We start from the raw sequence: 25,095 nt of genomic DNA on the forward strand, positions 1-25,095 counted from the left end.
CGGTAAACAGGGCCGATTACATCAGGCCCAGCGCTCTGGCCACGCCGGCACCGTAGTCCGGGTGCACCTGGGTAAACAGATCGACCTGACGGCGTTGGATCTGTTCCGGCACCTGCGACAGCTCACCGGCGATACGGGTGAACATACGCTGGTGTTCTTCGGCGCTCAGCAGGTTGAACAGCGCGCGCGGCTGACTGAAATAATCCTTATCCTCGCGGTGATTCCAGTGATCGGCCGCACCTTCGAGGCTTAACGGCGGTTCGCTGAAGTCCGGTTGTTCCTGGAACAGGCCGAAACTGTTCGGCTCGTAGGTCGCTCCGTTGCCGCTGTTGCCGTCCACGCGCATCGCGCCGTCGCGGTGATAGTTGTGGAATGGGCATTTGGCGCCGTTAACCGGGATTTGGTGATGGTTAACGCCCAGGCGGTAGCGGTGCGCATCCCCGTAAGAGAACAGGCGCCCCTGCAGCATTTTGTCCGGCGAGAAGCTGACGCCCGGCACCACGTTGGCCGGGTTCATCGCTACCTGTTCGACTTCCGAGAAATAATTGTCCGGGTTGCGGTTCAGTTCGAAGAAGCCGACGTCGATCAACGGGTAGTCGCCATGCGGCCATACCTTGGTCAGATCGAACGGGTTGTAGGGCGTCTGCGAGGCTTCGTGTTCAGGCATGATTTGGATTTGCAGTTTCCAGCGAGGGAAATCACCGCGCTTGATTGCGTCGAACAAGTCGCGCTGCGAGCTTTCGCGATCCTTGGCGATGATCGCTTCCGCTTCGTCATCCATCAGGTTTTCAATACCCTGTTCGCAGCGGAAGTGGAATTTCACCCAGAAACGTTCGTTATTGGCATTGATAAAGCTGTAGGTGTGGCTACCGAAACCGTGCATGTGGCGATAGGACTTCGGGATGCCGCGATCGCTGAAATCGATGGTCAATTGGTGCAGGGACTCCGGCAGATGGGAGAAGAAATCCCATTTGTATACCGGGTTGCGCAGGTTGGTGTGCGGATCGCGTTTTACTACGTGGTTAAGATCGGGGAACTTCAGCGGATCGCGCAGATAGAATACCGGTGTGTCGTTGCCGACCAGATCCCAGTTGCCCTCATCGGTGTAAAACTTCATGGCAAAGCCGCGAATGTCGCGTTCGGCGTCTGCTGCACCGCGCTCACCGGCTACGGTGGAGAAGCGAATGAACATGTCGGTTTGCTTGCCGATTTCAGCGAAGATTTTTGCGCGGGTGTATTGGGTAATATCATGGGTGACGGTGAAAGTGCCGTAAGCGCCGGAACCTTTGGCGTGCATGCGGCGCTCGGGGATCACTTCGCGATCGAAATGGGCCAGTTTCTCCAGGAACCAGACGTCTTGCAGCAACATCGGCCCGCGTTTTCCCGCGGTGATCACATTATTGTTATCGACAACCGGGGCGCCGGCTGCGGTGGTCAATCCTTTCTTGCTCATCACTTGCTCCTTATCGTATTGCCATTGAGTTAATGCTCGGGTGGCTTAAACGTTCATCATGATAGTTTTGCTGGGGTTCTCCCCTGATTTTGATTAATGCCATTACTATTTGTAGATCTATTGGGCGATGACGGCAAATAGGTCTGAGTTATCGTTGACGTCGTCAGCGCAGATTTGCCTTTTACTTGCATAACTTTACAATTATCTGATATCAGAAGGATTTTTCAGCCGTTATCCCTAAAAGGCTCGTTGTACTTTGGTATAAACTCGGGGACGTATTATTACGGGTTGGTTCACATCATTCTGAACGGATGAAAAACGAGAGGGAAATATGATGAAAAAAACTTTGGTCGCGTGCGCAGCGGGTATGCTGTTTGTGACCGGTACGGCGAGCGCTCTCAGCCTGTCGGGCGAGGCTGGGGAGCATTACACCAACCTCGGCTTCGGCCAAGACACCGGTAGCACCGGGCTGGGGTTGTCGGGCAACTGGGCGCGCAGCGATCATAACGGCAACGTCGGTAGCCTGGGGTTGAATTTCGGTCTGCCGCTGGGGCCATTGACCGCGACTGTAGGTGGCAAGGCGCTGTACCTGAGCCCGAAAGACGGCGATAACGGTGGCGCGTTGGCGGTGGGCGGCGGCCTGGACTGGGCTATCAGCCGTTACTTTAGCCTGCATGGCGAAGGTTATTTTGCACCGGATTCGCTGACCAGCGGCGTGAAGGCGTATAACGAGGCCAGCGGCGGCCTGCGTTGGAACGTTTTCCGCCCGCTCAGCGTAGATGTGGGTTATCGCTACATAAAGATGGAAGGGAAAGACGGGCATCGTGACAACACGCTTGCCGATGGCCCGTATGTTGGAGTGGGTCTGAGCTTCTGATAGAAACAAAAAGGGGGCCAACTGGCCCCCTTGCGTTACCGATAAATCTATTACCCAACCGCCGGCAGGATGCCGCTGGCAATGCCCAACTGAATGGCAATCACCGTAATCCCGCAAACAAACACCAGCGCCAGCGCCGGCGTGCCGCCCCAGACGCGGTATTGCGCCTGATGCCGTTGACGCGTCTTCCATGCCAGCAATGACGGCAGCAACAGCGCCAGCACCGCCAACGCAATGGCGGCGAATCCCAGTGCCAATACAAAGCCGCGCGGATAGAACAGAGCGAACGCCAGCGGCGGCAGGAAAGTGATGGCTCCGGTTTGCAGACGGCCGCGTACGTTGTTCTGACGTTTGCATAAATCGGCCAGGAAATCGAACAATCCGAGCGCCACGCCGAGAAACGACGTGGCCAGCGCCAGATCGGCAAACAGATGTACCGCCAACTCTACATGCGGTGACGCCACCACGTCGCGTACCGCCTGCAACAGGCCGTTCAGCCCCGCTTGTTGCGCCAGAATGCCGACGAAAGTGGTTGAGCTAATGCTCCCCAGCGTGGCCAATTGCCAGAAGATGTAGGCCACTAGCGGAATGGCGCTGCCGATAATAAACACCCAGCGCAGCTTGCGGATGTTGCCGCCCATGTAGTTAACGATGCTGGGTACGCTGCCGTGGAAGCCAAAGGAGGTAAAGATGACCGGAATGGCCGACAGCGCCAGCCCTTGTTCCAGTGGCAACGTCATCAGATTGGTGCGGTGAATGTTCGGTAGCATCAGGCCCAGCATGACGATCAGAAACACCACTTTAGCGGTAAACAAAATGCGGTTAAACAGATCGACCGAATGGGTGCCGATGCAGACTACGCCGCCAGCAATCAGGGTAAACAGCAATACGCCGAGCGTGGTGGGGAAATCCCGTGAGGTCCATTGGCTGATGCTGGCTGCCAGCAGTTCACCCGCGCCGCTGATATAGGCGGCGGTCAGCGCGTACATCAGGAACATCATGCTGAAGCTGGTCAGCCATTGGCCGCCACCGCCAAGGTAGCGTTTCGCCAGGGTGCCCAGACCGGTGTCCGCCTGTTCATGCTGATAAACTTCCACCAGCAACAGCGCGGTGTAACACATCAAGAGCCACAGCCCGACCAGCATGGCCAGCGTGACGCCGAAACCTACGCCGGCCGCCGCCAGTGGCATCGCCAGCATTCCGGCACCAATGGTGGTGCCCGCCACGATAAAAACACTGCCCAGAGTGCGATTCTTCACTTTTTTCTCTACCCGTCAAAGATTTGGGGAAATTATAGGTAACTGATTCCGAGGGCGGCAGGATAGTTGATTGACTATTTCGTGTCAAACAGGCGTTACGGATGGTGTAATGAAATATTTACAATGATTGAAGCCCCAGGACACCGCAAAATGCCCTCAGCAGAAATTAACCTGTGATGCATAGTGAAAACTTATTTACAGGCTTCTATAGTGGAACGATCGGGAAAATAAGGGAGAGATCAATGTTAAGAGTGGAGATGCTCAGCACCGGCGATGAGGTGCTGCACGGGCAAATTATAGATACCAACGCCGCCTGGCTGGCAGACTATCTGTTCCAGCAGGGCATGCCGATGAGCGGCCGTGAAACGGTGGGGGACAGTCTCTCCTCTCTGATCGAAACGTTGCAGGAACGCAGCCATATCGCGGATGTTCTGATCGTTAACGGTGGCCTGGGGCCGACCAGCGATGACCTCAGTGCGCTGGCGGCGGCTACCGCCTGCGGCGTCGAGCTGGTTGAGCATGCTGAATGGATGGCGCGCATCGAGGCCTATTTTGCCGAGCGTGGCCGGCCGATGGCGGCTTCAAACCGCAAACAGGCGCAGATCCCGGCTAACGCCGAAATGCTCGATAACCCGGTTGGCACCGCCTGCGGTTTTGCGCTCAAGCTGAACAAGTGCACGATGTTTTTCACTCCCGGGGTACCTTCCGAATTCAAAGTGATGGTCGAGCAGCAAATCGTTCCGCGCCTGCGCCAACGTTTTCCCTTGCCTGCGCCGCCGCTGTGCCTGCGCTTAACCACTTTCGGCACCTCGGAGAGCGATCTGGCCGCCGAGCTGGACGGCATGCCGCTGCCGCCGGATGTGGTGCTCGGCTACCGCTCTTCCAGCCCGATCATTGAACTGAAATTGACCGGCCCGGAGAGCCAGCGTGCGGCGATGGAACAGGCGTGGGAGCGAGTGCGCCAGGTGGCGGGTGAAAACACCATTTTTGAAGGCACCCTTGGCTTGCCGGCAACGCTGGCGCAGCGGTTAACCCAACAAGGGTTGAAGTTGGCGCTGAGCGAACAGTTCAGCGCCGGGTTGATCAATCTGCAATTGCAGAGCGAAGGCGCACCGCTGGCCGGCGGCGAGCTGTTGCCGTCGCACTGTGTGGAAACCCTGGAAACCACCTTGGCTCGCGCCCGTTCGTTGGCAGAGCTGGCAGGGGCGCAATTGGCGCTGGCGGTCAGCGCGATGAGTGAGGATCGGGTAAGCGTTGCGTTGCACACGCCGAAGGGGGGGATCGGCCAAACGGTACGCTACCGGGCGGCGCGCCATGGTTTGCGCCTGCGACAGGAGTCGGTGGCGATGCTGGCGCTCGACATGCTGCGGCGCTGGCTCAACGGCGAACAGGTCTGCGGCAAGAACGGCTGGCTGGAGATCGTGGAGATTATCGAGTAAGGACTCGTTAGATTTAATGATATATCCCTTATTAATCATAATATTATAAGGGGTTATCTTGGTTGGGACAGGCTGTTACAATCGCTGCGGGTGCTTGAGACTGTTCGTCTTGAGCATTGTGTGGCAAGGCGGATAAGTGAAAGCCCCAAACTGACTCTCAATCAGAATGGGGCTGCCCTAACGCCTAGACACCGTTATGGTAGCCCCTTCACAGCAAGGAGGCAAGCATGCGGTTAAAGCATGTGTTTCACTCGTTAACTGTTGTATGTATTACTATTTTGTTATTTATCTGGATGATAAGAGACTCACTGTGTGAGCTGGCCATCTACCAGGAAAATATCACGATTTTGATCAGGTTAGCTTGTGAGGTGAAGCGGTAATCATCGGGCGGGGGAAACCCCGCCTTCTGGTGACCAGGCGCGGTTTCAGGCACCCAACGTCAAATTTCCAGCTCGATGTCCGTCAGCGGCATGCAGCAGCAGGGCAGGATCTCCCCGTCATTGATAAACGCCAGCGGCTGTTGGTGATAGGCCACTTCGCCTTTTACCAATGTCAGGCGGCAGGCGCCGCAATAGCCGGAGCGGCATTGGTATTCTACCTGCACGTCGTGCAGTTCCAGTACGTCGAGCAGGCAGCTTTCACTTTTCGGGCAGGATAACTGCGTACCTGTGGCACGCAGTGTGATGAGAGGTGATGCCATCGCTTACAGTTCGAAGTCGCTCAGGTCGTCGGCATGCACTTCCGAGTCGATCTGACCAACCAGATAAGAGCTGACTTCCACTTCCTGCGGCGCAACCTGAACGTTGTCGGATACCAGCCAGGCGTTGATCCACGGGATCGGGTTAGAGCGGGTTTCGAACGGCAGGCCAAGGCCAACCGCCTGCATGCGGATATTGGTGATGTATTCCACATACTGGCACAGAATGTCTTTGTTCAGGCCGATCATCGAGCCGTCGCGGAACAGGTATTCCGCCCACTCTTTCTCCTGCTGGGCGGCCAGCACGAACAGATCGTAGCACTGCTGCTGACACTCGACGGCGATTTCCGCCATTTCCGGGTCATCGGCGCCGGAACGCATCAGGTTCAGTATGTGCTGGGTACCGGTCAGGTGCAGCGCTTCGTCACGGGCGATCAGCTTGATGATTTTGGCGTTGCCTTCCATCAGCTCGCGTTCCGCAAAGGCGAACGAACAGGCGAAGCTGACGTAGAAGCGGATGGCTTCCAGCGCGTTCACGCTCATCAGGCAGATGTACAGCTGCTTTTTCAGCGCCCGCAGGTTAACGGTGACGGTTTTGCCGTTGACCTGATGAGTGCCTTCACCCAACAGGTGATAGTAGCCCGTCATCTCGATCAGATCGTCGTAATAGCCGGAAATGTCTTTCGCGCGCTTGAGGATCTCTTCGTTGGTGACGATGTCATCAAACACCAGCGCCGGATCGTTGACGATGTTACGGATGATGTGGGTATAAGAACGCGAGTGGATGGTCTCGGAGAATGACCAGGTTTCCACCCAGGTTTCCAGCTCCGGGATTGAAATCAGCGGCAGCAGGGCCACGTTCGGGCTACGGCCCTGAATGGAATCCAGCAGCGTTTGATATTTCAGGTTGCTGATGAAAATGTGTTTTTCATGTTCCGGCAGCGCCTGATAGTCGATACGGTCGCGGGACACGTCAACTTCTTCCGGGCGCCAGAAGAAGGACAGCTGCTTCTCAATCAGTTTTTCGAAGATTTCATGTTTTTGCTGATCGAAACGCGCGACGTTAACCGACTGGCCGAAGAACATCGGTTCCAGCAACTGGTTGTTTTTTTTCTGAGAAAATGTGGTGTAAGCCATAAGCCTGAATCCATCGTAACGTGGCTAAATGAAGGGGCCGGAAGAGTTCCGGCCCGCTGTGTCAAACATTAGATCTTGCAGGCGCCGCTTTCGCAGTCGTCATCGCCGCTCTTGGCCGGCAACATATCTTCCTGCACATCGTCTGCACCGTCACGGGTGTTCTGATAGTACAGCGTCTTGACGCCAAACTTGTAGGTGGTGAGCAGGTCTTTCAACAGCTGCTTCATCGGCACCTTGCCGGCCGGGAAACGGCTTGGGTCATAGTTGGTGTTGGCAGAGATCGACTGGTCGATAAACTTCTGCATCAGACCGACCAGTTGCAGGTAACCGTCGTTGTTCGGCATTTCCCACAGCAGCTCGTACTCGTTTTTCAGACGCTCATACTCCGGAACCACCTGGCGCAAAATGCCGTCTTTCGACGCTTTGATGCTGATGTGGCCGCGCGGCGGCTCGATGCCGTTGGTAGCGTTGGAAATCTGCGACGAGGTTTCCGAAGGCATCAGCGCAGACAGGGTGGAGTTGCGCAGACCGGTTTCCTTGATCTCTTTACGCAGGGTTTCCCAGTCGTAATGCAGTGGCTCGTCACAGATGGTATCCAGATCTTTCTTGTAGGTGTCGATCGGCAAGATGCCCTGCGAATAGGTGGTTTCATTGAACCACGGGCAGGCACCTTGTTCCTGAGCCAAACGGTTCGACGCCTTCAGCAGGTAATACTGGATGGCTTCGAAGGTTTTATGGGTCAGGCTGTTGGCGCTGCCGTCAGAGTAGCGCACGCCATTCTTCGCCAGATAGTAGGCGTAGTTGATCACACCGATACCCAGAGTACGGCGGCCCATGGCGCCACGGTAAGCGGCTTTTATCGGGTAGTCCTGGTAATCCAGCAGGGCGTCAAGCGCGCGCACTGCCAGGGTAGCCAGCTCTTCCAGATCGTCGAGGCTTTCGATGGCACCCAGGTTGAAGGCGGACAGCGTACACAGCGCGATTTCGCCGTTTTCGTCGTTGACGTCATCCAGCGGTTTGGTCGGCAGGGCGATTTCCAGGCACAGGTTGGACTGGCGCACTGGTGCGATCTGCGGATCAAACGGGCTGTGGGTGTTGCAGTGGTCAACGTTCTGGATGTAGATACGGCCGGTAGAGGCGCGTTCCTGCATCATCAGTGAGAACAGTTCAACCGCTTTCACGCGTTTCTGGCGGATGCTGTCGTCTTTTTCGTACTGGGTGTACAGACGTTCGAATTCGTCCTGATTGGCGAAGAACGCGTCATACAGGCCCGGCACGTCAGACGGGCTGAACAGGGTGATGTCTTCGCCCTTGATCAGGCGCTGGTACATCAGGCGGTTCAACTGCACGCCGTAGTCCATGTGACGTACGCGGTTGCCTTCAACGCCACGGTTGTTCTTCAGCACCAACAGGCTTTCCACTTCCAGATGCCACATCGGGTAGAACAAGGTGGCTGCACCGCCACGCACGCCGCCCTGAGAGCAGGATTTCACCGCGGTCTGGAAGTGTTTGTAGAACGGGATACAGCCGGTATGGAAAGCTTCGCCCCCACGGATCGGGCTGCCCAGCGCACGGATGCGACCGGCGTTGATGCCGATACCGGCACGTTGCGAAACGTATTTCACAATGGCGCTGGAGGTGGCGTTGATGGAATCCAGGCTGTCGCCGCACTCGATCAGCACGCAAGAGCTGAACTGGCGGGTTGGGGTGCGCACGCCGGACATAATTGGCGTAGGCAGCGAAATCTTGAAGGTGGAAATGGCGTCGTAGAAACGTTTAACGTAGTCCAGACGGGTTTCGCGCGGATAGTTGGAGAACAGGCACGCGGCGACCAGGATATACAGGAACTGAGCGCTCTCGTAGATCTCGCCGCTGACGCGGTTCTGCACCAGATACTTCCCTTCCAGCTGCTTGACGGCGGCGTAGGAGAAGTTCATATCACGCCAGTGATCGATAAAGGAGTCCATCTGCTCGAACTCTTCAGCGCTGTAGTCTTCCAGCAGATGCTTATCGTACTTGCCCATTTCTACCATGCGCGCCACGTGAGCGAGCAGCTTTGGCGGCTCGAATTGACCGTAAGCTTTTTTGCGCAGGTGGAAGATGGCCAGGCGTGCTGCCAGGTACTGATAGTCCGGCGCGTCGCGGGAAATCAGGTCGGCTGCAGCTTTGATAATGGTTTCATGAATATCGGCGGTTTTGATGCCGTCATAAAACTGAATATGGGAACGCAACTCTACTTGAGATACCGAGACGTTATGCAAACCTTCCGCGGCCCAGTCGATGACCCGGTGGATTTTGTCGAGGTTGATGCGCTCTTTACGGCCATCGCGTTTAGTTACAAGCAGACTTTGGTTCATGTGGTTGTCCGTATGATTCCCCCAAACAGAAGTGTAGTCGCTCTGTTCAGTATGTAAACACTACATATAGGGGTTGTATGTCGGTGAGGTAACAAGATAGTGAGAAAATAGGGCGTTTGCAAGTGAACAAAACCGGCCTATTTTGTGGATAACTTGGGGGTGAAATTTGGCTTTCGGCTGTGAGTGCGCGCTGCGACTGGGGCGGCAAGCTTGTCAATAAGCATGATAAGAATTTCCTTAGATTTGCAAAAACGTGATCGTTTGCCGCTTTATTAAACGTTAGAAAAAAACGTGATATTGATCTGATTTAATTTTCTTAAAAACTGTTTGCAACGGCGATTTTGATCGAAGGGCGCAAATCGGGCATTTATTCGGATGGAGATGCGCACCGGATCCGGCGGAGCCAGTTCCGGCGCGGGTTGTAATACTTACCCTTCGTGTTGAGTATGTACCATATAGTTCACATCAACGTTGCGACCCAGTTTGAAATGGTCGGTGATGGGATTGTAATGCAGGCCAATCATGTGTTTTTCGCGCAGCGGCGTACCATCGACCCAGCCGATCAGTTCTGAAGGGCGGATGAACTTCTTATGGTCATGCGTACCCTGAGGTACCATCTTAAGAATATATTCCGCGCCGATCACCGCCATCAGCCAGGCTTTGGTGTTGCGGTTAATGGTGGAAAAAAACACGTGGCCACCCGGTTTCACCAGGTGAGCGCAGGCGCGCACCACCGAAGCCGGATCGGGAACGTGCTCCAGCATTTCCATGCAGGTCACCACGTCATACCCTTGCGGGTTGGCCTGTGCGTGGCTCTCCACCGTTTCTTGTATATAAGTGACATTCACGCCACTTTCCAGCGCGTGCAGTCGGGCGACTTGCAGCGGCTCCGCGCCCATGTCCAGCCCGGTCACCTGCGCGCCTTCGCACGCCATGCTTTCCGCCAAAATGCCTCCGCCGCAGCCCACGTCGAGCACCGTTTTGCCAAAAATGCCGCCGGCGCGCTGCAGGATATAGTTCAACCGCAGCGGGTTGATACGGTGCAAGGGTTTGAATTCACCTTCCAAATCCCACCATCGTGAGGCCACTGCCTCGAACTTGGCGATTTCCTGATGGTCAACGTTTTGCGTTGGGTTGGATGATTCTGCATTCATGGGCGTGTTTGGCTCCTTGTTCTCGTTGCGCGGATTATACATGTATCGGCGCAGCGCCGTCTGCGCCGATACATTTTTACCGCACATATATGCACAATTTCAGCGAAACAGCGGCGGTTATTTTCCCGTAAAGCGTGCTTTGTGATATAGTTTTACACCTTTGCCACTATGGCAGCGGGCAGATGAATCATTAGTAGAGGGATAGCAGCTCCATGAGCGACCTTGCCAGAGAAATCACACCGGTAAACATCGAAGACGAGTTGAAAAACTCGTATCTGGATTACGCGATGTCCGTCATTGTCGGACGTGCGCTGCCAGATGTTCGTGATGGACTGAAGCCGGTGCACCGCCGCGTTCTGTACGCGATGAGTGTATTGGGTAACGACTGGAATAAACCATACAAGAAATCGGCCCGTGTCGTCGGGGACGTGATCGGTAAATACCACCCACACGGTGACAGCGCGGTATACGACACCATCGTGCGTATGGCTCAGCCGTTTTCACTGCGCTATATGCTGGTGGACGGTCAGGGTAACTTCGGTTCCGTCGATGGCGACTCCGCCGCGGCGATGCGTTATACCGAAGTGCGCATGTCCAAAATTGCTCACGAATTGCTGGCGGATCTGGAAAAGGAAACCGTCGACTTCGTGCCTAACTATGATGGCACCGAGCAGATCCCGGCCGTCATGCCAACCAAGATCCCGAACCTGCTGGTTAACGGCTCGTCGGGTATCGCTGTCGGCATGGCCACCAACATTCCGCCGCATAACCTGTCTGAGGTTATCAACGGCTGTCTGGCTTACATCGATGATGAAAACATCAGCATCGAAGGCCTGATGGAACACATCCCGGGGCCGGACTTCCCGACTGCGGCGATCATCAACGGTCGCCGCGGCATTGAAGAGGCCTACCGCACCGGGCGCGGTAAAATCTACCTGCGCGCGCGCGCCGAAGTAGAAACCGACGCCAAAACCGGCCGCGAAACCATTATTGTTCACGAAATCCCGTATCAGGTGAACAAAGCGCGTTTGATCGAGAAGATCGCCGAGCTGGTAAAAGAAAAACGCGTGGAAGGGATCAGCGCGCTGCGTGACGAGTCCGACAAAGACGGCATGCGCATCGTGGTTGAAATCAAACGCGATGCGGTTGGTGAAGTGGTACTGAACAATTTGTACTCGCTGACTCAGCTGCAGGTTACCTTCGGCATCAACATGGTGGCATTGCATCAGGGCCAGCCGAAACTACTGAACCTGAAAGACATTTTGCAGGCGTTTGTCCGTCACCGCCGTGAAGTGGTGACCCGCCGTACCATCTTCGAACTGCGTAAAGCTCGCGATCGCGCCCATATTCTGGAAGCGTTGGCCATCGCGCTGGCAAACATCGATCCGATCATTGAACTGATCCGCCGTGCGCCGACGCCTGCGGAAGCTAAAGCCGCGTTGGTTGCGCAAGCCTGGGATCTGGGCAATGTGGGCGCGATGCTGGAACGCGCCGGTGACGACGCGGCCCGCCCCGAGTGGCTGGAGCCGGAGTTTGGCATCCGTGACGGCAAATACTACCTGACCGAGCAACAAGCTCAGGCGATTCTGGATCTGCGCTTGCAGAAACTGACGGGCCTGGAGCATGAAAAGCTGCTGGACGAATATAAAGAGCTGCTGACCTTCATCGCTGAGCTGATCTTTATCCTGGAAAACCCGGATCGTCTGATGGAAGTGATTCGCGAAGAGCTGGTGGCGGTCAAAGAGCTGTACAACGACGGCCGCCGCACCGAGATCACCGCCAACACGTCAGATATCAATATCGAAGACCTGATCAACCAGGAAGACGTGGTCGTTACGCTGTCGCACCAGGGCTATGTGAAATATCAGCCGTTGAGCGACTATGAAGCGCAACGCCGTGGCGGTAAAGGCAAGTCAGCCGCGCGTATTAAAGAAGAAGACTTTATCGATCGTCTGCTGGTGGCCAACACCCACGATACGATCCTGTGCTTCTCCAGCCGTGGCCGCCTGTATTGGATGAAGGTGTACCAACTGCCTGAAGCCAGCCGCGGCGCTCGCGGTCGTCCAATCGTCAACTTGCTGCCGCTGGAAGCCAATGAGCGTATCACCGCCATTCTGCCGGTGCGTGAGTATGAAGAAGGGCGTCACGTGTTTATGGCAACCGCCAGCGGCACCGTGAAGAAAACCGCGTTGACCGAGTTTAGCCGTCCGCGCAGTGCCGGCATCATTGCAGTCAACCTCAACGAGGGTGATGAGCTGATTGGTGTTGACCTGACCGATGGCAGCAACGAAGTCATGTTGTTCTCCGCCAACGGTAAAGTGGTGCGCTTCCCGGAAACGCAGGTGCGTTCAATGGGCCGTACCGCCACCGGCGTTCGCGGTATCAACCTGGGTGAAGGCGACGGCGTTATTTCCCTGATCGTCCCGCGCGGTGAAGGCGATATCCTGACCGTGACTCAGAATGGTTACGGTAAACGTACCGCAGTCACGGAATACCCGACCAAATCGCGCGCTACCCAAGGGGTTATCTCCATCAAGGTGAGTGAGCGTAATGGCCAGGTTGTCGGTGCTGTACAGGTGGAAACCACCGATCAGATCATGATGATCACCGATGCCGGTACGTTGGTGCGTACTCGCGTGTCGGAAGTCAGCGTGGTTGGCCGTAACACCCAGGGTGTTACGTTGATCCGTACTGCGGAAGACGAGAACGTCGTCGGTCTGCAGCGCGTTGCCGAGCCGGTGGAAGATGAAGAGTTGGACAGCCTCGAGCCGGGCGCGGAAGACGCAGAAGAAGACGCTGCACCGCTGGACGACGCTGACGACGATTCTGAAGCCGCAGATGATGCGGAAGACGACAACGCTTAAGCGGTAAGGGGGCAGCGTGATGCTGACCCCGGATCCTGCAGTCGAAAACAGGGCCTGGCAGCGATGCTAGGCCCTTTTTCAGTTCTATGGTTTAATTGCCGTGCCAAAGTCAGCAAGCCCGGTTCGGACGCGAATGCGCTGGCCGTCACTCAATTTTTCATGGTATCCGATTGAAATATTTAGCTTCTTTTCGCACCACGTTAAAAATATCCCGCTATCTGTTCCGGGTGCTGGCGATTATGTTGTGGTCGCTGGGCGCGCTGCTCACGACCTTCTATATCCTGAATATCCTGAACGATAAAGAAACTGACATCCGGCAAGAATACAGCCTGGATTTCGATCAGGCGCAGAGTTACATCCGTCACTCTGCCGATATTATTCGCGATATCAAATATATGGCGGAAAATCGTCTTAACGGCTCGGTCAGCAGTCTGGATATGTTCAGTGGGATATTCCCCGGCAAGAACAGTACGCCGGAGTTTCTTCCGCTGTATCCGGAATCCAACTGTTCGCTTAACACCACTTACCGCAGTTCGCTCAATTCGCTGAGTGGGCTGATCCAGTATTGGAAAGAGAATTTCGTCGCGGCCTACGATCTCAACCGGGTGTTTTTCATCGGCGGCGACAGCCTGTGCATGGCGGAGTTCGGTGGCGGCAATGCCGCGCCTAACCGTGAGAACGTGTTGAAATCGCTGCACGAGCGCATCCTTAAATACCGCAACGCCAAAAATCAGGATAAAGACAATAACCTGTATTGGATCAGCCCAAGCCAACAGCGACCGGATATCGGTTATCTGTATGTGCTGACGCCAATTTATATTGGCAACAAGCTGGAGGCGTTGCTGGGCATCGAGCAGACCATAAGGCTGGAAGATTTCGTCTCGGCGGGCAACCTGCCGATTGGCGTGACCCTGCTGGATGAGAATAACGCACCGATACTGCGCCTGGCGGAAGGGGAACGCTCTGCCGCGACGCTCGGTAGCTACCCGGATGCACACACCTATTTTGGTTATGATGATAATTACCGCCATCTGATTATGAAGAAGGTGCTTCCGCCTTCCTCGCTCAGCATTGTTTATGCTCTGCCGGTAAAAAGTGTGGTCGAGCGTTTCAAGGTGCTGATCCTCAATGCGCTGTTGCTGAACCTGCTCTCGGCCATTGTACTGTTCACCCTGGCCTGGCTGTTTGAACGTAAAATGTTCCTGCCGGCGGAGAATAACGCCTTCAGGCTGGAAGAACATGAACAGTTCAACCGCAAGATCGTCGCCTCCGCACCGGTGGGGATCCTTATTCTGCGCATCAGCGACGGTACCAATATTCTGAGCAATGAGCTGGCGCACAACTACATCAATTTGCTGACCCACGAAGACCGTGACCGCATTACGCGCATCATCTGCGAACAGCAGGTGAATTTTGTCGATGTGTTGACCAGCAATAACAACAATCTGCAAATCAGCTTCGTTCACTCCCGCTACCGTAACGAGGATGTGGCGATCTGCGTGCTGGTGGACGTCAGCGCACGCGTAAAAATGGAGGAGTCGCTGCAGGAGATGGCGGCGGCGGCGGAACAGGCCAGCCAATCCAAGTCGATGTTCCTGGCGACCGTTAGCCACGAACTGCGCACCCCGTTGTACGGCATCATAGGTAACCTCGATTTATTGCAAACCAAGGCACTGCCGCAGGGTGTTGATCGCCTGGTGAATGCCATGAACAACTCGTCCGGGTTACTGTTGAAGATCATCAGTGACATTCTGGACTTCTCCAAAATTGAATCCGAGCAGTTGAAGATTGAGCCGCGCGAGTTTTCCTGCCTGGAGGTGATCACCCATATTGCAGGCAACTATTTGCCGCTGGTGGTGAAGAAACGGCTGGGGCTGTACTGTTTTATCGAACAAAACGTGCCGGAGCGCATTTCCGGCGATCCCGTGCGGTTGCAGCAGGTTTTGTCCAACCTGTTGAACAACGCGATTAAGTTTACCGACACCGGCTGCATCATTTTGCAAGTCTGCACACGCGGCAGCTATCTGGAGTTTAGCGTCCGCGATACCGGTGTCGGCATTCCGGAAAAAGAGATTACCCGTCTGTTTGACCCCTTCTTCCAGGTGGGCAGCGGCGTGCAGCGTCACTTCCAGGGGACCGGGCTGGGGCTGGCGATTTGTGAAAAACTGATCAATATGATGGATGGCGATATCGCCGTTGAATCAGAGCCGGGGTTGGGCAGCCAGTTTACCATTCGTATTCCGCTGTTTAACGCTCAGTTCCCGATCCCGCAGGCCAGCGATACCTGGCAAGGCAAAACGCTGTGGCTGAGTATTCGCAACCAGCGGCTGGAAGGCTATCTGATGGAGATCCTGGGCGGCTATGGCGCTACGGTGCTGCGTCATCAGGGGCAGGACACGGTGGCCGGGGAGGTTATGCTCAGCGACCACCCGCTGATGGTCAATTCGCCGCTGCTGGCGCAAATCCAGTTTTCTATCGAGCATATTGGCCCGTCGCAGGAAACCCGGCCGGGTTACTGGATGCATAGCACCTCAACGCCGCGTGAAACCCTCGCGTTGCTCAACCGGCTGTTTGGCACCAGTACCGAAAGCGGCAGCACTCTGATGCAATTGCCGTTGCCAACCAAGGCCAGTACGGTGGACAACGGCGATATTCATCTGTTGGTGGTGGATGATCATCCGATTAACCGTAGATTGCTTTCCGACCAGCTCGGCTCGCTGGGTTATCAGGTGGTTACCGCCAACGATGGGATCGATGCGCTTGACGTGTTGAGTCGCAATACCGTCGATATCGTGCTCACCGACGTCAACATGCCAAACATGGACGGTTATCGCCTGACCCAGAGCCTGCGTCAACAGCACTTTACCTTGCCGGTGATTGGCGTGACGGCGAATGCCCTGGCAGAGGAAAAACAGCGCTGTATGGAGGCGGGAATGGATAACTGTCTGTCGAAACCGGTCACGCTGGAAACCCTGGAACAGACGCTGGCGTATTACAGCCAGCAGGTGCGTCGGCTACGCGCAGAGTCGAAGGAGGCCTAGAAAGCAAAAGGGCGCAGCATAAAATGCCGCGCCCTCGGTTAACCGTGAAGATTTACTCTTTATCCAGCGGTGCCATGCTGACGGAAGAGAGGTAGTTGAGCAGCGCGATATCGTTCTCGACGCCCAGCTTCATCATCGCCGATTTCTTCTGGCTGCTGATGGTTTTGATGCTGCGGTTGAGCTTCTTGGCGATCTCGGTCACCAGGAAACCTTCGGCGAACAGGCGCAAAACTTCGCTCTCTTTCGGCGACAGACGTTTATCACCGTAGCCGCTGGCGCTGATTCTCTCCAGCAATTTGGAGACGCTTTCCGGCGTGAATTTTTTGCCTTTTTGCAACGCGGCCAGCGCTTTCGGCAGGTCGGTTGGCGCACCCTGTTTCAGCACGATGCCTTCGATATCCAGATCCAACACGGCGCTTAAGATTGCCGGGTTGTTGTTCATGGTGAGAACGATGATCGACAGTTGCGGGTAATGGCGTTTGATGTATTTGATCAGCGTAATGCCGTCGCCATATTTATCACCCGGCATCGAAAGGTCTGTGATCAGGACGTTAGCGTCCAGTTTGGACAGATTGTTGATCAGTGCTGTTGAGTCTTCAAACTCCCCAACGACATTTACCCATTCAATTTGCTCAAGTGACTTCCGGATGCCAAACAGTACGATAGGATGGTCATCAGCAATAATTACGTTCAGGTTATTCATGTTGTTGGCTACCTTGCTGCAGCAGTCTACTGACGAAAAAATCAATCTGACTGATGTTATTCTCGATCTTGAGCGCATCACCGTCTGCGATGTGCTGTTCTAACGATTCACACAGTTGCTTGCCGGGAAGCAGATTTAACATGGCAAACACGCCTTTCAGGCGGTGTGCGGTCTGTGACAGAGCGTCGAAATCACTGCTGCCCGCCTCAGTATACAGTTTTTTGACATCATCGGGTACTGTATCGACGAATAGGCCATAGTAATCACTTGATTTCAATTGTTTTTCATAGAGTTGGATATCATCGGCAGTCAGCGATAGCGCGATTTCTTCCTGATCCAGCGCGGCCATTTGCTGTTCGATCAGCATGAGCACCGCGTCGATCATTGCGCCACTCAGGTTATAGTTTACCCGAATATAACGCTTTTCAAGCTGTTGCCAACCCGTTTCATCAGTGGTCAACAACAGCGTGTAGTCGTCGGCCCTTTGCGGATTGTCGGTCAGCAGCACGTCGTAGTCGCGATTAACCTGGCGATCGTCGGCAATGATGCAGCTCGCGCCGTAAGCGTGCAGCAGCGTGGTGACGATGCCGCGCACCTCTTCAGAAGTGACGTCCAGCAGCGCGGTCACGCCGTCGAGCAGTTTCTCTTGTGCTTCGGTGTCCTTTCTCTCCATTTCCATCGGCACACGGATGGTATAGCGAGTGCCAATGTCCACCTTGCTGCGAATGTCCAACTGTCCGTTGAGCTTTTTGCACAATTGGTTGCACAGGAAGAAGGTGAGACCCGATCCATGATTAAAGCGATCCACCAACGTTTGGCTGAGGAACGGATAGTTCAGGTTGCTGATTTCCTCGTTGGAAATGCCCGAGCCGGTGTCATTGATATGGAATACCAGGCGATCCTGGTGTTCCGGCTCATGATCGATCACCAGCGAGATCTTGCCGTAGGCGGTAGTGATGATGGCGTAGTGCACCAGCAGTGAGATCACCTTGCGCAGCGCATTGGCGTCTCCGATATAGTGCTGTTCGACGTCAAGATTGACATGGTTGAACAACGACAGACCTTTTTGATTGATGGCCGGCAGAGCCTCCAGCAGCAACTCATCTATCAGAGCGGCAGGGCTGAAAGGTTGGCGAGAAGGCTGCCAGTCTTGCGTTTCCAGACGGGTAAGCAAGGTAATGTTTTCAATCAATCCCAGTACCGACGCCGATTCCGCGACCAATTGGTTCAGCAGCGTCTGTTGCTGTTCCTCATCCGGCTGGGTGCGCAGTCGATCGGCCAAATCGTGCATCTGGCGCACCGGTTGGTTCAGTTCGATACCCAGGTTATGCAGCATCAGTTTTCGCGCCTGCACGTTTTTATCGTATTCGCGCCGCGCCTGCTGCAGCCTTTTATTTACCATCACTTCCTTGTCTTGATCGTTGAGCAGGAAAAGGTAGGTTTCCGGTGACAGTTGGCTGCGGAAGATGCGAATTTCGTACACCTCATTATTGACCGTTGCCTGAATGACGCCGTGATGCTGTTCGGCCATATGGGCGATTTTTTGCAGGCTGAGGTGGGGCAGCAGATGTTGCGCAATCTTATTGCTGGCGATCACCGAATTGCTGGCGAAGCTGTACACCAGCAGGCCGGAGGGCAGGCTGGCAATGATTTCCTGATTCAGCGCGCGTTCGGCCTCCAGTTCAACCGCCATGCTTTCGCTCGGCCGGATGTACTGACGGCGAATGGAATAAATACCGATCATCGACAGCGCCAACAGCAGCAGATTAATGGCGATCAGCCAGACATTGTTGCGCAGCAAGTCAATGGCCAGGTTGAGGGCAGAGACGCGGTACACCACTTTCAGCGGCGCATTCGGCAGCGGAGCGCTGAACTCTACCCAACTGGCGCTCAGCGATACGCTGGCATTGGTGGTCGTTTCCACCGGCAGAGTGCTGTCGTCCAAATCGGTTTCATCAGGCAGCAGCATAAAGTTGGAGCGCGCCATATTGAACGGAATGATGTCATTAATCGGCAGATCGAAAGCAATGACCGTAGCCAGATGCCCCGGTTGGTTAAAGGTGGTGCGAATCGAAAATGAATAGGCGTTCTGGAAGCGCTGTTTACGCAAGCTGGAGAAACTTTCCCGTTCGTCCAGCATGTTGGCCTGTTGCAGCATTTCTGCCCGGCGATCCTCGGCCGATGTTGTCAGGTAGCTTTCTCTAAAACGTGAAGCCAATTCTTTCAACGGTTGAGTAGTGATCAGGCTCAGGCTGTTATCCTGGCCGTTAAGATAATACATGGCATAGTTTTCAGACTTGGCACCCCAACGGGTATCCAGATAATCTGAAATCCTGGCGATCATCGCCAGCGTGCTGTCGTCATGGCTACCAAAAATAACCGCATCGGTTTTTTTGTGCGGTTTCTCTACATAATAAACGTCCGGGCGCAGGCGGGTTTCCTGCAGGCTGGGATCGCTGCTTAAAGAAGAGGTATTGCCGAATTTATCGTAGATCTGGTAGGTGATATAACGATAGCTGTCTATGCGCTTTTGCAGACCGTTAGCGATGCCGTTCAAGGCATATTTTTTTTCCGCCAGCCAGGCGTTGGTATAGTTGTAGCCGTACAGGCCGATGGCAATCGTCAGCAGAACGGTAAATAACAGGAAGAAGCGGGTGATATTGCTCGAGCTAATCGTCAGTTGTTTGTTTTGCATAGTTAACTGCACATTCCTGAATCAACGGGTTACGGCTCTGGCGCTGGCGGTTACCGCCAGGAGTAATACGGCGACGCAGGCAAAAGCCACCGTCAGGCTGGAGAACTGGGCGATGAAGCCGATCAACGCCGGCCCGGCGAGAATGCCGGCATAGCCTACGGTCGTCACTGAGGCGATGGCCAGGTTCGCCGGCATATCCTGTTGGTTGCCTGCCGCGCTGAACAGGATCGGCACCACGTTGGAGGCCCCCAGCCCAACCAGCATAAAGCCAACCAGCGAAACCATCGCGTTGTTGAAGACAATGGCCAGGCTCAGCCCAATAGCCGCGCACAGACTGCCGAGCAACAGTACCTTATATCTGCCCAGGGCGTTCACCACCCGATCGCCATTCAGCCTGCCGATGGTCATGGTGATGGAGAACAGTGCATAGCCTAAACCGGCCTGGCTGTGCTCGACGCCGCGCAGGGTGGTGAGGAACAGGGCGCTCCAGTCGAGCATTGAGCCTTCCGCCAGGAACATGATAAAGCACAAGATACCGATAAACATCACCCAGCCGCGCGGCAGTACGAACATGGGCCCACCTTCTTCGCCGCCGCTCTCACGCAGTAAATTGCGGCTGGCAAGCGCCAGCAGAGCTGCGATGGTCAACACGGTAATCAGCGTTGCCGGCAAGGGCGGCAACCCCAGCCACAGCATTACGCTGACACCACCGGCACCGGCTATGCCGCCGACGCTGAAGAAACCATGGAAGCCGGACATCATTGCCTTGCCGCTGGCGCGCTCTACCACCACCGCCTGCACATTCATTGCAACATCGATCATGCCGATAGCGGCGCCGAACAGCAACAGGGCCAGCGCCATGCCGGCGGTGCTATCCATCAGTGCCAGCAAGGGGAGATCAATGCACAATGCCAGGCCGGCGAGCAGGATCACCGGGCGGCAACCCAATCTTCCGGTCAGATAGCCGGTCAGCGGCATGGCCAGCATGGAACCGGCGCCGATGCACAGCAACAACAAACCCAGCGACCCATCATCAATACCGATCCGCGCTTTGGCAAAAGGTACCAACGGCGCCCAGGCGGCCATGCCGAAACCGGCGATAAAAAAGGCCAGACGCGTGGCTATCTGAGCCGGGACGCCAGGTTTTTGCTGCTCATTGCACAGGGTAGAAGTCATGTGGGCATCAGGATCTGTTGTAAAAAGTGCTGGCTGAAAGTAATGGACTGTTTTTATCACAATACGCGATCCGGGTCGAAAGGATTCGCGCTGCTGTTGGGGGGAAGCCGGGCCGGTGCTCCCGCTATAGTGCATCGGTTATCTTCCGTTGCGGGGCATTTTGGCAGGCTATCAGAATACAGCCTGAGCGCATTCAGTCCGGAATAGAGCGCTATTTAAGCACTTTTTAAGTCATGGGATTAAACGACAGTCAAAATAGGAGTGTTAGCAATTTGTGCTGCAGTTAATTAAGGGAATGATATCGGTGGGTTATTATTTCTTGGCGAAAAGTGCGCTTACTGGAGAATCGTGATGAAAATGTGAAGAAATAAAAAACCGGCCAGAAGCCGGTCGAAGTGTACGAAAATTATCTTACAGATAATGAAGGTAATAATGAAAATAATGATGATAGCGGGGCAATTATAACGCCAGAATGATGAGGTGCTTTTGGCACAATGTGCTTATTGTCGATGAGTTTTGTATGGCTATCTATTTTTTCTTGTATTTTTGTATAACTGAATGATTTTTAATATATTAATGTATTTTTTATCATTACGTGCTGTATTTGTTTTGTCTGTAATGTTTTGTGGAAGTTCGCGCATATTTACATTTTGAATCATTTATTAATTACAATGAAACACTATCGGATACTTGGTATCATTTTCTTTCTGGATTAATATAATCCCTGTTACCAGAATGGTAATGCACAGTCGCGCTAATAATGCTCAGAAGGGCAGTGGCCATAGCTCGACATAATTAATGAGGATAATAACGATGAAACTTCGAGTACTCTCTCTGATAGTACCCGCGTTGCTGGTTGCAGGCACAGCAGGTGCGGCGGAAATCTACAACAAAGACGGCAATAAGCTGGATTTGTTCGGTAAAATCGATGGTCTTCACTATTTCTCCGACGACAAAAGTTCCGATGGCGACCAGTCTTATATGCGTTTTGGCCTGCGTGGCGAAACCCAAATCAGCGATCAACTGACCGGTTATGGCGAGTGGGAATATCAGGCGAACCTTAACCGTGCGGAAAGTGAAGATAACAATAACTTTACCCGTGTCGGTTTCGCCGGTCTGAAATTTGGCGACTACGGCTCGCTGGATTACGGCCGCAACTACGGCGTGCTGTATGACATCGGCGCATGGACCGACGTTCTGCCGGAGTTCGGCGGTGACACTTACGGTGCAGACAACTTCATGTTCCAGCGTACCAACGGCGTCCTGACTTACCGTAATACCGGCTTCTTCGGTTTGGTCGATGGCCTGAACTTCGCCCTGCAATACCAGGGCAAAAATGACAGCGCGACTGAATCCAACAATGGCCGTGACGTGCTGGCGCAGAACGGCGACGGCTACGGTATGTCCGCGTCTTACGATCTGGGTTATGGCATCAGCGCGGCGGCCGCTTACTTCTCTTCCGATCGCACTAACGACCAAAATGGCGTGAACGGCAACTACACCGGTATTCTTGGCCGTGGCGATAAAGCCGAAGCCTACAGCGGCGGTCTGAAATATGACGCCAACAACGTTTACCTGGCGGCGATGTACACCCAATCTTATAACGCCACGCGTTTCGGCAGCAGCGACAGCTCTGTTTACGGCTATGCCAACAAAGCGCAGAACGTTGAAGTTGTTGCACAGTACCAGTTTGACTTCGGCCTGCGTCCGTCCGTGGCTTACCTGCAGTCAAGAGGCAAAGACATTGACCGCGGTTACGGCGATCAGGATCTGATGAAGTATGTTGATGTGGGAGCGACTTACTACTTCAACAAAAATATGTCCACCTACGTTGACTACAAAATCAACCTGCTGGATGACAACAACTTCACCAAAGCCGCCGGCATCAACACCGACGATGTCGTTGCAGTGGGCCTGGTTTACCAGTTCTAAGCAACAGACTGTGAATGTGAGCGCGCGGCCTTCGGGCCGCGTTTTTTTTGCCTGCGATTAGGCACAAAGAGTGATGTGCCTGGCACGGATTGCTATTCCAACGCCGCCTTGTTTACCTAAGCTCTACCTGTATAAATAAATCAGGAGGTTATTATGAAGCTCAGCGTAGATCGGGTGATTGAAACGGTCCTGTACGTGTGCGATATCGAACGCGCCGATGCCTTTTACCAACAGGTGTTACAGCTGCCGGCGATGGTGGCCAACGAGCGCTTTCGCGCTTACAACGTGGGCGAACAAAGCGTATTGCTGCTGTTTATTGAGGGCGATTCGCTTAAAGGGGCACATTATCCAGGGGGGTATATCCCCCCGCATGACGGCAACGGGCCATTGCATATCGGGCTGGCAGTGGCGAAAGAACAGTTACCGCATTGGGAACGGCATCTTACGGCGCACAACGTAGAGATAGAAGGGCGGATGACCTGGGAACATGGCGGGGAGAGTATTTATTTCCGCGATCCCGACGGCCACCTGTTGGAACTGGTGACGCCGGGGATCTGGGCCAATTACTGATCGCACCAGGCTAGTGCCAACGCTTCAAGCATTCCACTCAGCAGCAGCAGTGTATTTTGTGTCTGCTGCTCGATTTGTACTTTGACGATTGCCCCATCGATCAGCATCCCCAGCATTGCCGCGCGCTGTTCACGCTCCGGGCCGGCGGGTAAATGTCGTGCAATTTCTTCAGCCATCTGCTCCTTGTGCCGTCGTGCAATGTTCAGGCTTTCCGGCAGCATATCCGCCAGCTCCACCGCCGTATTGATAAAAGCGCAACCGCGGTAGTGCGGGTCGTTGAACCATTCCTCAAGACAGGGCACTAAAGCCGACAGCACATTCCCTCGGGTTGCAACATGCCGCGTCAGAGACTGGCTAAACCAGGCTAGCCATTGTTCATGGCGGTAGGCCAGAAAGGCCGTAATCAGATCGTTCTTGCTGGGGAAGTGCCGATAAAACGTCACCTTGGTCACGCCAGACTCGTTGATGATGCGATCGATGCCAGTGGCGCGCACTCCTTCACGGTAAAACAGATCGTGCGCTTTCAGCAGGATGCGCTGGCGTGCAGGAAGAGTGTTGGCGGTAACAGACATCAGAACACCTCATAAAATATTTGCCGGATTGATTGTAGACAACTCTGTCTACATGCGCTAGCTTAATTGAGTAGACAGGTCTGTCTACTTAACATTAAACCCAGAGGTGAGCAATGAGCATTAAACCCCCACTACCGCCATTTACCCGTGAATCAGCCATCGAGAAAGTCCGTTTGGCGGAGGACGCCTGGAACAGCCGCGATCCTGAACGTGTATCTCAGGTTTATTCTGTAGATACCCATTGGCGCAATCGGGCTGAGTTCGTTGATGGCCGGGAGGCGGTCTGCGAATTCTTGCAGCGCAAGTGGGCTAAAGAGCTGGAGTACCGGTTGATTAAGGAACTGTGGGCGTTCGACGGCGCGCGTATCGCAGTGCGGTTTGCCTATGAATGGCGCGATGATTCCGGTAACTGGTACCGCAGCTTTGGCAACGAGAACTGGGAGTTTAACCCGGAAGGCCAGATGATAAACCGGCATGCCTGCATCAACGATATGCCGATCCGTGAGCAAGATCGCCAATTCCATTGGCCGCTTGGTCGCCGGCCGGATGATATCCCGGCCTTGAGTGATTTTGGCTTCTGATCGCGGTTACGGATAATAAGCAGCAGCTCCGTATGACGCTTGGGAATAAAGGGGAGTATTTCAGACGGGAGAGTGAAAATTAATTATGCTTTAGGCGGGTTTATTTTAGACGTAATAAACCCTGCCTTAATAAATAAGACATGTAAATTAAAATGATTGTGCTGAGCGAGTAAATAACGGCGGGGCGCGTGTTTGGTAAAATGGGAAAGTGGCCAGAGTGATAACGAGGTAAATAGCTGAAATAATACGGGGCGCGCATTGAACAGACAGTGGCGGCGCCGCAGGTATCAGGGCCATCAGCGGCGGGTTGTGGTGTAACAGGCTGCAATAGCCGCAGAGTTCGAAACAGGCGCCAGAGGCCGTATCCGCCATGTCGTGGCCCGCAGGCGGGCTTTCTTCAGGCATAGGGCTCATCATCGCCATATGCTCGGCATGCTCCCCGCTCAGGAACATGCCCATGTTCATCTCTTTGTTATTAATGTTGTTTTTTGATATTTGCGAGGAGATGAACGGTGCGATGAAAATCATCAACATAGCGAATAAGCCCAGCCAGGCCAGCGTGCGCATATGTTGAGTGGACAATTTCAC

The 25,095-nt window shown here is 54.4% G+C and carries 19 protein-coding genes; 8 read left to right on the forward strand and 11 right to left on the reverse strand.

The features are described 5' to 3' along the window. Positions 1-16: 16 nt before the first annotated feature. Positions 17-1,453, reverse strand: a complete 1,437-nt coding sequence (gene katA / locus V2S86_RS02490; protein WP_330761082.1) for a catalase KatA — start codon at positions 1,451-1,453, stop codon at positions 17-19. Between the two features lie 334 nt (positions 1,454-1,787). On the opposite strand from katA, the gene V2S86_RS02495 reads away from it, so the two are divergent. Next, the gene (locus V2S86_RS02495; protein WP_330763142.1) at positions 1,788-2,330 is read left to right on the forward strand and encodes a YfaZ family outer membrane protein; all 543 of its coding nucleotides are present in this window, start codon (positions 1,788-1,790) and stop codon (positions 2,328-2,330) included. Positions 2,331-2,380: 50 nt separating this feature from the next. On the opposite strand, the gene tyrP is transcribed toward V2S86_RS02495, so the two are convergent. Continuing rightward, positions 2,381-3,589, reverse strand: a complete 1,209-nt coding sequence (tyrP, locus tag V2S86_RS02500; protein ID WP_442995842.1) for a tyrosine transporter TyrP — start codon at positions 3,587-3,589, stop codon at positions 2,381-2,383. 242 nt (positions 3,590-3,831) lie between these two features. Here tyrP and V2S86_RS02505 point away from each other — a divergent pair, with 242 nt between their 5' ends. After that, positions 3,832-5,028: a nicotinamide mononucleotide deamidase-related protein YfaY gene (locus tag V2S86_RS02505; protein ID WP_330761084.1), complete on the forward strand. Its 1,197-nt coding sequence runs from the start codon at positions 3,832-3,834 to the stop codon at positions 5,026-5,028. Between the two features lie 227 nt (positions 5,029-5,255). After that, a complete protein-coding gene (locus V2S86_RS02510; RefSeq protein ID WP_013813865.1) occupies positions 5,256-5,408 on the forward strand; it encodes a Hok/Gef family protein in 153 nt (50 codons plus the stop codon). 59 nt (positions 5,409-5,467) lie between these two features. Here the strand turns inward: V2S86_RS02510 and yfaE are convergent, their stop codons facing one another. The 4 genes from yfaE to ubiG all read right to left on the reverse strand — a co-directional run bounded on the left by yfaE (position 5,468) and on the right by ubiG (position 10,373). Then, positions 5,468-5,728: a class I ribonucleotide reductase maintenance protein YfaE gene (gene yfaE / locus V2S86_RS02515; RefSeq protein WP_004947170.1), complete on the reverse strand. Its 261-nt coding sequence runs from the start codon at positions 5,726-5,728 to the stop codon at positions 5,468-5,470. 3 nt (positions 5,729-5,731) lie between these two features. Then, on the reverse strand, positions 5,732-6,862 hold the full coding sequence (nrdB, locus tag V2S86_RS02520) for a class Ia ribonucleoside-diphosphate reductase subunit beta (protein ID WP_006317935.1): 1,131 nt from the start codon (positions 6,860-6,862) through the stop codon (positions 5,732-5,734). A 68-nt stretch (positions 6,863-6,930) separates the two neighbouring features. Then, positions 6,931-9,219: a class 1a ribonucleoside-diphosphate reductase subunit alpha gene (gene nrdA / locus V2S86_RS02525; RefSeq protein ID WP_330761085.1), complete on the reverse strand. Its 2,289-nt coding sequence runs from the start codon at positions 9,217-9,219 to the stop codon at positions 6,931-6,933. 428 nt (positions 9,220-9,647) lie between these two features. Next, positions 9,648-10,373 carry a bifunctional 2-polyprenyl-6-hydroxyphenol methylase/3-demethylubiquinol 3-O-methyltransferase UbiG gene (ubiG, locus tag V2S86_RS02530; protein ID WP_330761086.1) on the reverse strand — a complete coding sequence of 242 codons (726 nt, stop codon included), beginning with the start codon at positions 10,371-10,373 and terminating at the stop codon, positions 9,648-9,650. Positions 10,374-10,585: 212 nt separating this feature from the next. Here ubiG and gyrA point away from each other — a divergent pair, with 212 nt between their 5' ends. Next, positions 10,586-13,237, forward strand: coding sequence for a DNA topoisomerase (ATP-hydrolyzing) subunit A (gene gyrA, locus V2S86_RS02535; RefSeq protein WP_330761087.1), 2,652 nt, complete (start codon positions 10,586-10,588; stop codon positions 13,235-13,237). Between the two features lie 170 nt (positions 13,238-13,407). Next, the gene (gene rcsC, locus V2S86_RS02540) at positions 13,408-16,278 is read left to right on the forward strand and encodes a two-component system sensor histidine kinase RcsC (RefSeq protein ID WP_330761088.1); all 2,871 of its coding nucleotides are present in this window, start codon (positions 13,408-13,410) and stop codon (positions 16,276-16,278) included. Positions 16,279-16,330: 52 nt separating this feature from the next. On the opposite strand, the gene rcsB is transcribed toward rcsC, so the two are convergent. Genes rcsB through V2S86_RS02555 form a run of 3 tightly spaced genes read right to left on the reverse strand, consistent with a single transcriptional unit; the run spans position 16,331 to position 20,852 of the window. Continuing rightward, on the reverse strand, positions 16,331-16,981 hold the full coding sequence (gene rcsB, locus V2S86_RS02545; RefSeq protein ID WP_004947156.1) for a response regulator transcription factor RcsB: 651 nt from the start codon (positions 16,979-16,981) through the stop codon (positions 16,331-16,333). Next, entirely contained in the window at positions 16,974-19,676 is a 2,703-nt protein-coding gene (gene rcsD, locus V2S86_RS02550) for a phosphotransferase RcsD (protein WP_330761089.1), read from the reverse strand. Before rcsD ends, rcsB begins: the two co-directional genes overlap by 8 nt. 21 nt (positions 19,677-19,697) lie before the next feature. Beyond that, entirely contained in the window at positions 19,698-20,852 is a 1,155-nt protein-coding gene (locus tag V2S86_RS02555; protein ID WP_330761090.1) for an MFS transporter, read from the reverse strand. Between the two features lie 813 nt (positions 20,853-21,665). Here V2S86_RS02555 and V2S86_RS02560 point away from each other — a divergent pair. Both V2S86_RS02560 and V2S86_RS02565 read left to right on the forward strand, forming a co-directional pair. After that, positions 21,666-22,784 (forward strand): porin OmpC, encoded by a 1,119-nt coding sequence (locus tag V2S86_RS02560; protein WP_330761091.1) that lies wholly within the window; start codon positions 21,666-21,668, stop codon positions 22,782-22,784. A 153-nt stretch (positions 22,785-22,937) separates the two neighbouring features. Beyond that, a complete protein-coding gene (locus tag V2S86_RS02565; protein ID WP_330761092.1) occupies positions 22,938-23,354 on the forward strand; it encodes a VOC family protein in 417 nt (138 codons plus the stop codon). Here the strand turns inward: V2S86_RS02565 and V2S86_RS02570 are convergent. After that, a complete protein-coding gene (locus tag V2S86_RS02570; protein WP_330761093.1) occupies positions 23,348-23,926 on the reverse strand; it encodes a TetR/AcrR family transcriptional regulator in 579 nt (192 codons plus the stop codon). The two genes, V2S86_RS02565 and V2S86_RS02570, sit on opposite strands and share 7 nt — an antisense overlap. 113 nt (positions 23,927-24,039) lie before the next feature. On the opposite strand from V2S86_RS02570, the gene V2S86_RS02575 reads away from it, so the two are divergent. Continuing rightward, on the forward strand, positions 24,040-24,507 hold the full coding sequence (locus tag V2S86_RS02575) for a nuclear transport factor 2 family protein (RefSeq protein WP_330761094.1): 468 nt from the start codon (positions 24,040-24,042) through the stop codon (positions 24,505-24,507). A gap of 147 nt (positions 24,508-24,654) precedes the next feature. Here V2S86_RS02575 and V2S86_RS02580 read toward each other — a convergent pair whose 3' ends face one another. Then, entirely contained in the window at positions 24,655-25,095 is a 441-nt protein-coding gene (locus tag V2S86_RS02580) for a DUF2946 domain-containing protein (protein ID WP_330761095.1), read from the reverse strand.

It is taken from the genome of Serratia sp. C2(1), from assembly GCF_036352655.1.
Classification (GTDB): Bacteria; Pseudomonadota; Gammaproteobacteria; order Enterobacterales; family Enterobacteriaceae; genus Serratia; species Serratia inhibens.

What these genes read in the sequence shown, in the direction of transcription:
- katA (WP_330761082.1), bottom strand. Translation starts at nt 1,453, where the DNA reads ATGAGCAAGAAAGGATTGACCACCGCAGCCGGCGCCCCGGTTGTCGAT.
- V2S86_RS02495 (WP_330763142.1), top strand. Translation starts at nt 1,788, where the DNA reads ATGAAAAAAACTTTGGTCGCGTGCGCAGCGGGTATGCTGTTTGTGACC.
- V2S86_RS02555 (WP_330761090.1), bottom strand. Translation starts at nt 20,852, where the DNA reads ATGACTTCTACCCTGTGCAATGAGCAGCAAAAACCTGGCGTCCCGGCT.
- V2S86_RS02565 (WP_330761092.1), top strand. Translation starts at nt 22,938, where the DNA reads ATGAAGCTCAGCGTAGATCGGGTGATTGAAACGGTCCTGTACGTGTGC.
- V2S86_RS02570 (WP_330761093.1), bottom strand. Translation starts at nt 23,926, where the DNA reads ATGTCTGTTACCGCCAACACTCTTCCTGCACGCCAGCGCATCCTGCTG.
- V2S86_RS02575 (WP_330761094.1), top strand. Translation starts at nt 24,040, where the DNA reads ATGAGCATTAAACCCCCACTACCGCCATTTACCCGTGAATCAGCCATC.
- V2S86_RS02505 (WP_330761084.1), top strand. Translation starts at nt 3,832, where the DNA reads ATGTTAAGAGTGGAGATGCTCAGCACCGGCGATGAGGTGCTGCACGGG.
- gyrA (WP_330761087.1), top strand. Translation starts at nt 10,586, where the DNA reads ATGAGCGACCTTGCCAGAGAAATCACACCGGTAAACATCGAAGACGAG.
- V2S86_RS02560 (WP_330761091.1), top strand. Translation starts at nt 21,666, where the DNA reads ATGAAACTTCGAGTACTCTCTCTGATAGTACCCGCGTTGCTGGTTGCA.
- rcsD (WP_330761089.1), bottom strand. Translation starts at nt 19,676, where the DNA reads ATGCAAAACAAACAACTGACGATTAGCTCGAGCAATATCACCCGCTTC.
- nrdA (WP_330761085.1), bottom strand. Translation starts at nt 9,219, where the DNA reads ATGAACCAAAGTCTGCTTGTAACTAAACGCGATGGCCGTAAAGAGCGC.
- ubiG (WP_330761086.1), bottom strand. Translation starts at nt 10,373, where the DNA reads ATGAATGCAGAATCATCCAACCCAACGCAAAACGTTGACCATCAGGAA.
- nrdB (WP_006317935.1), bottom strand. Translation starts at nt 6,862, where the DNA reads ATGGCTTACACCACATTTTCTCAGAAAAAAAACAACCAGTTGCTGGAA.
- yfaE (WP_004947170.1), bottom strand. Translation starts at nt 5,728, where the DNA reads ATGGCATCACCTCTCATCACACTGCGTGCCACAGGTACGCAGTTATCC.
- V2S86_RS02510 (WP_013813865.1), top strand. Translation starts at nt 5,256, where the DNA reads ATGCGGTTAAAGCATGTGTTTCACTCGTTAACTGTTGTATGTATTACT.
- rcsB (WP_004947156.1), bottom strand. Translation starts at nt 16,981, where the DNA reads ATGAATAACCTGAACGTAATTATTGCTGATGACCATCCTATCGTACTG.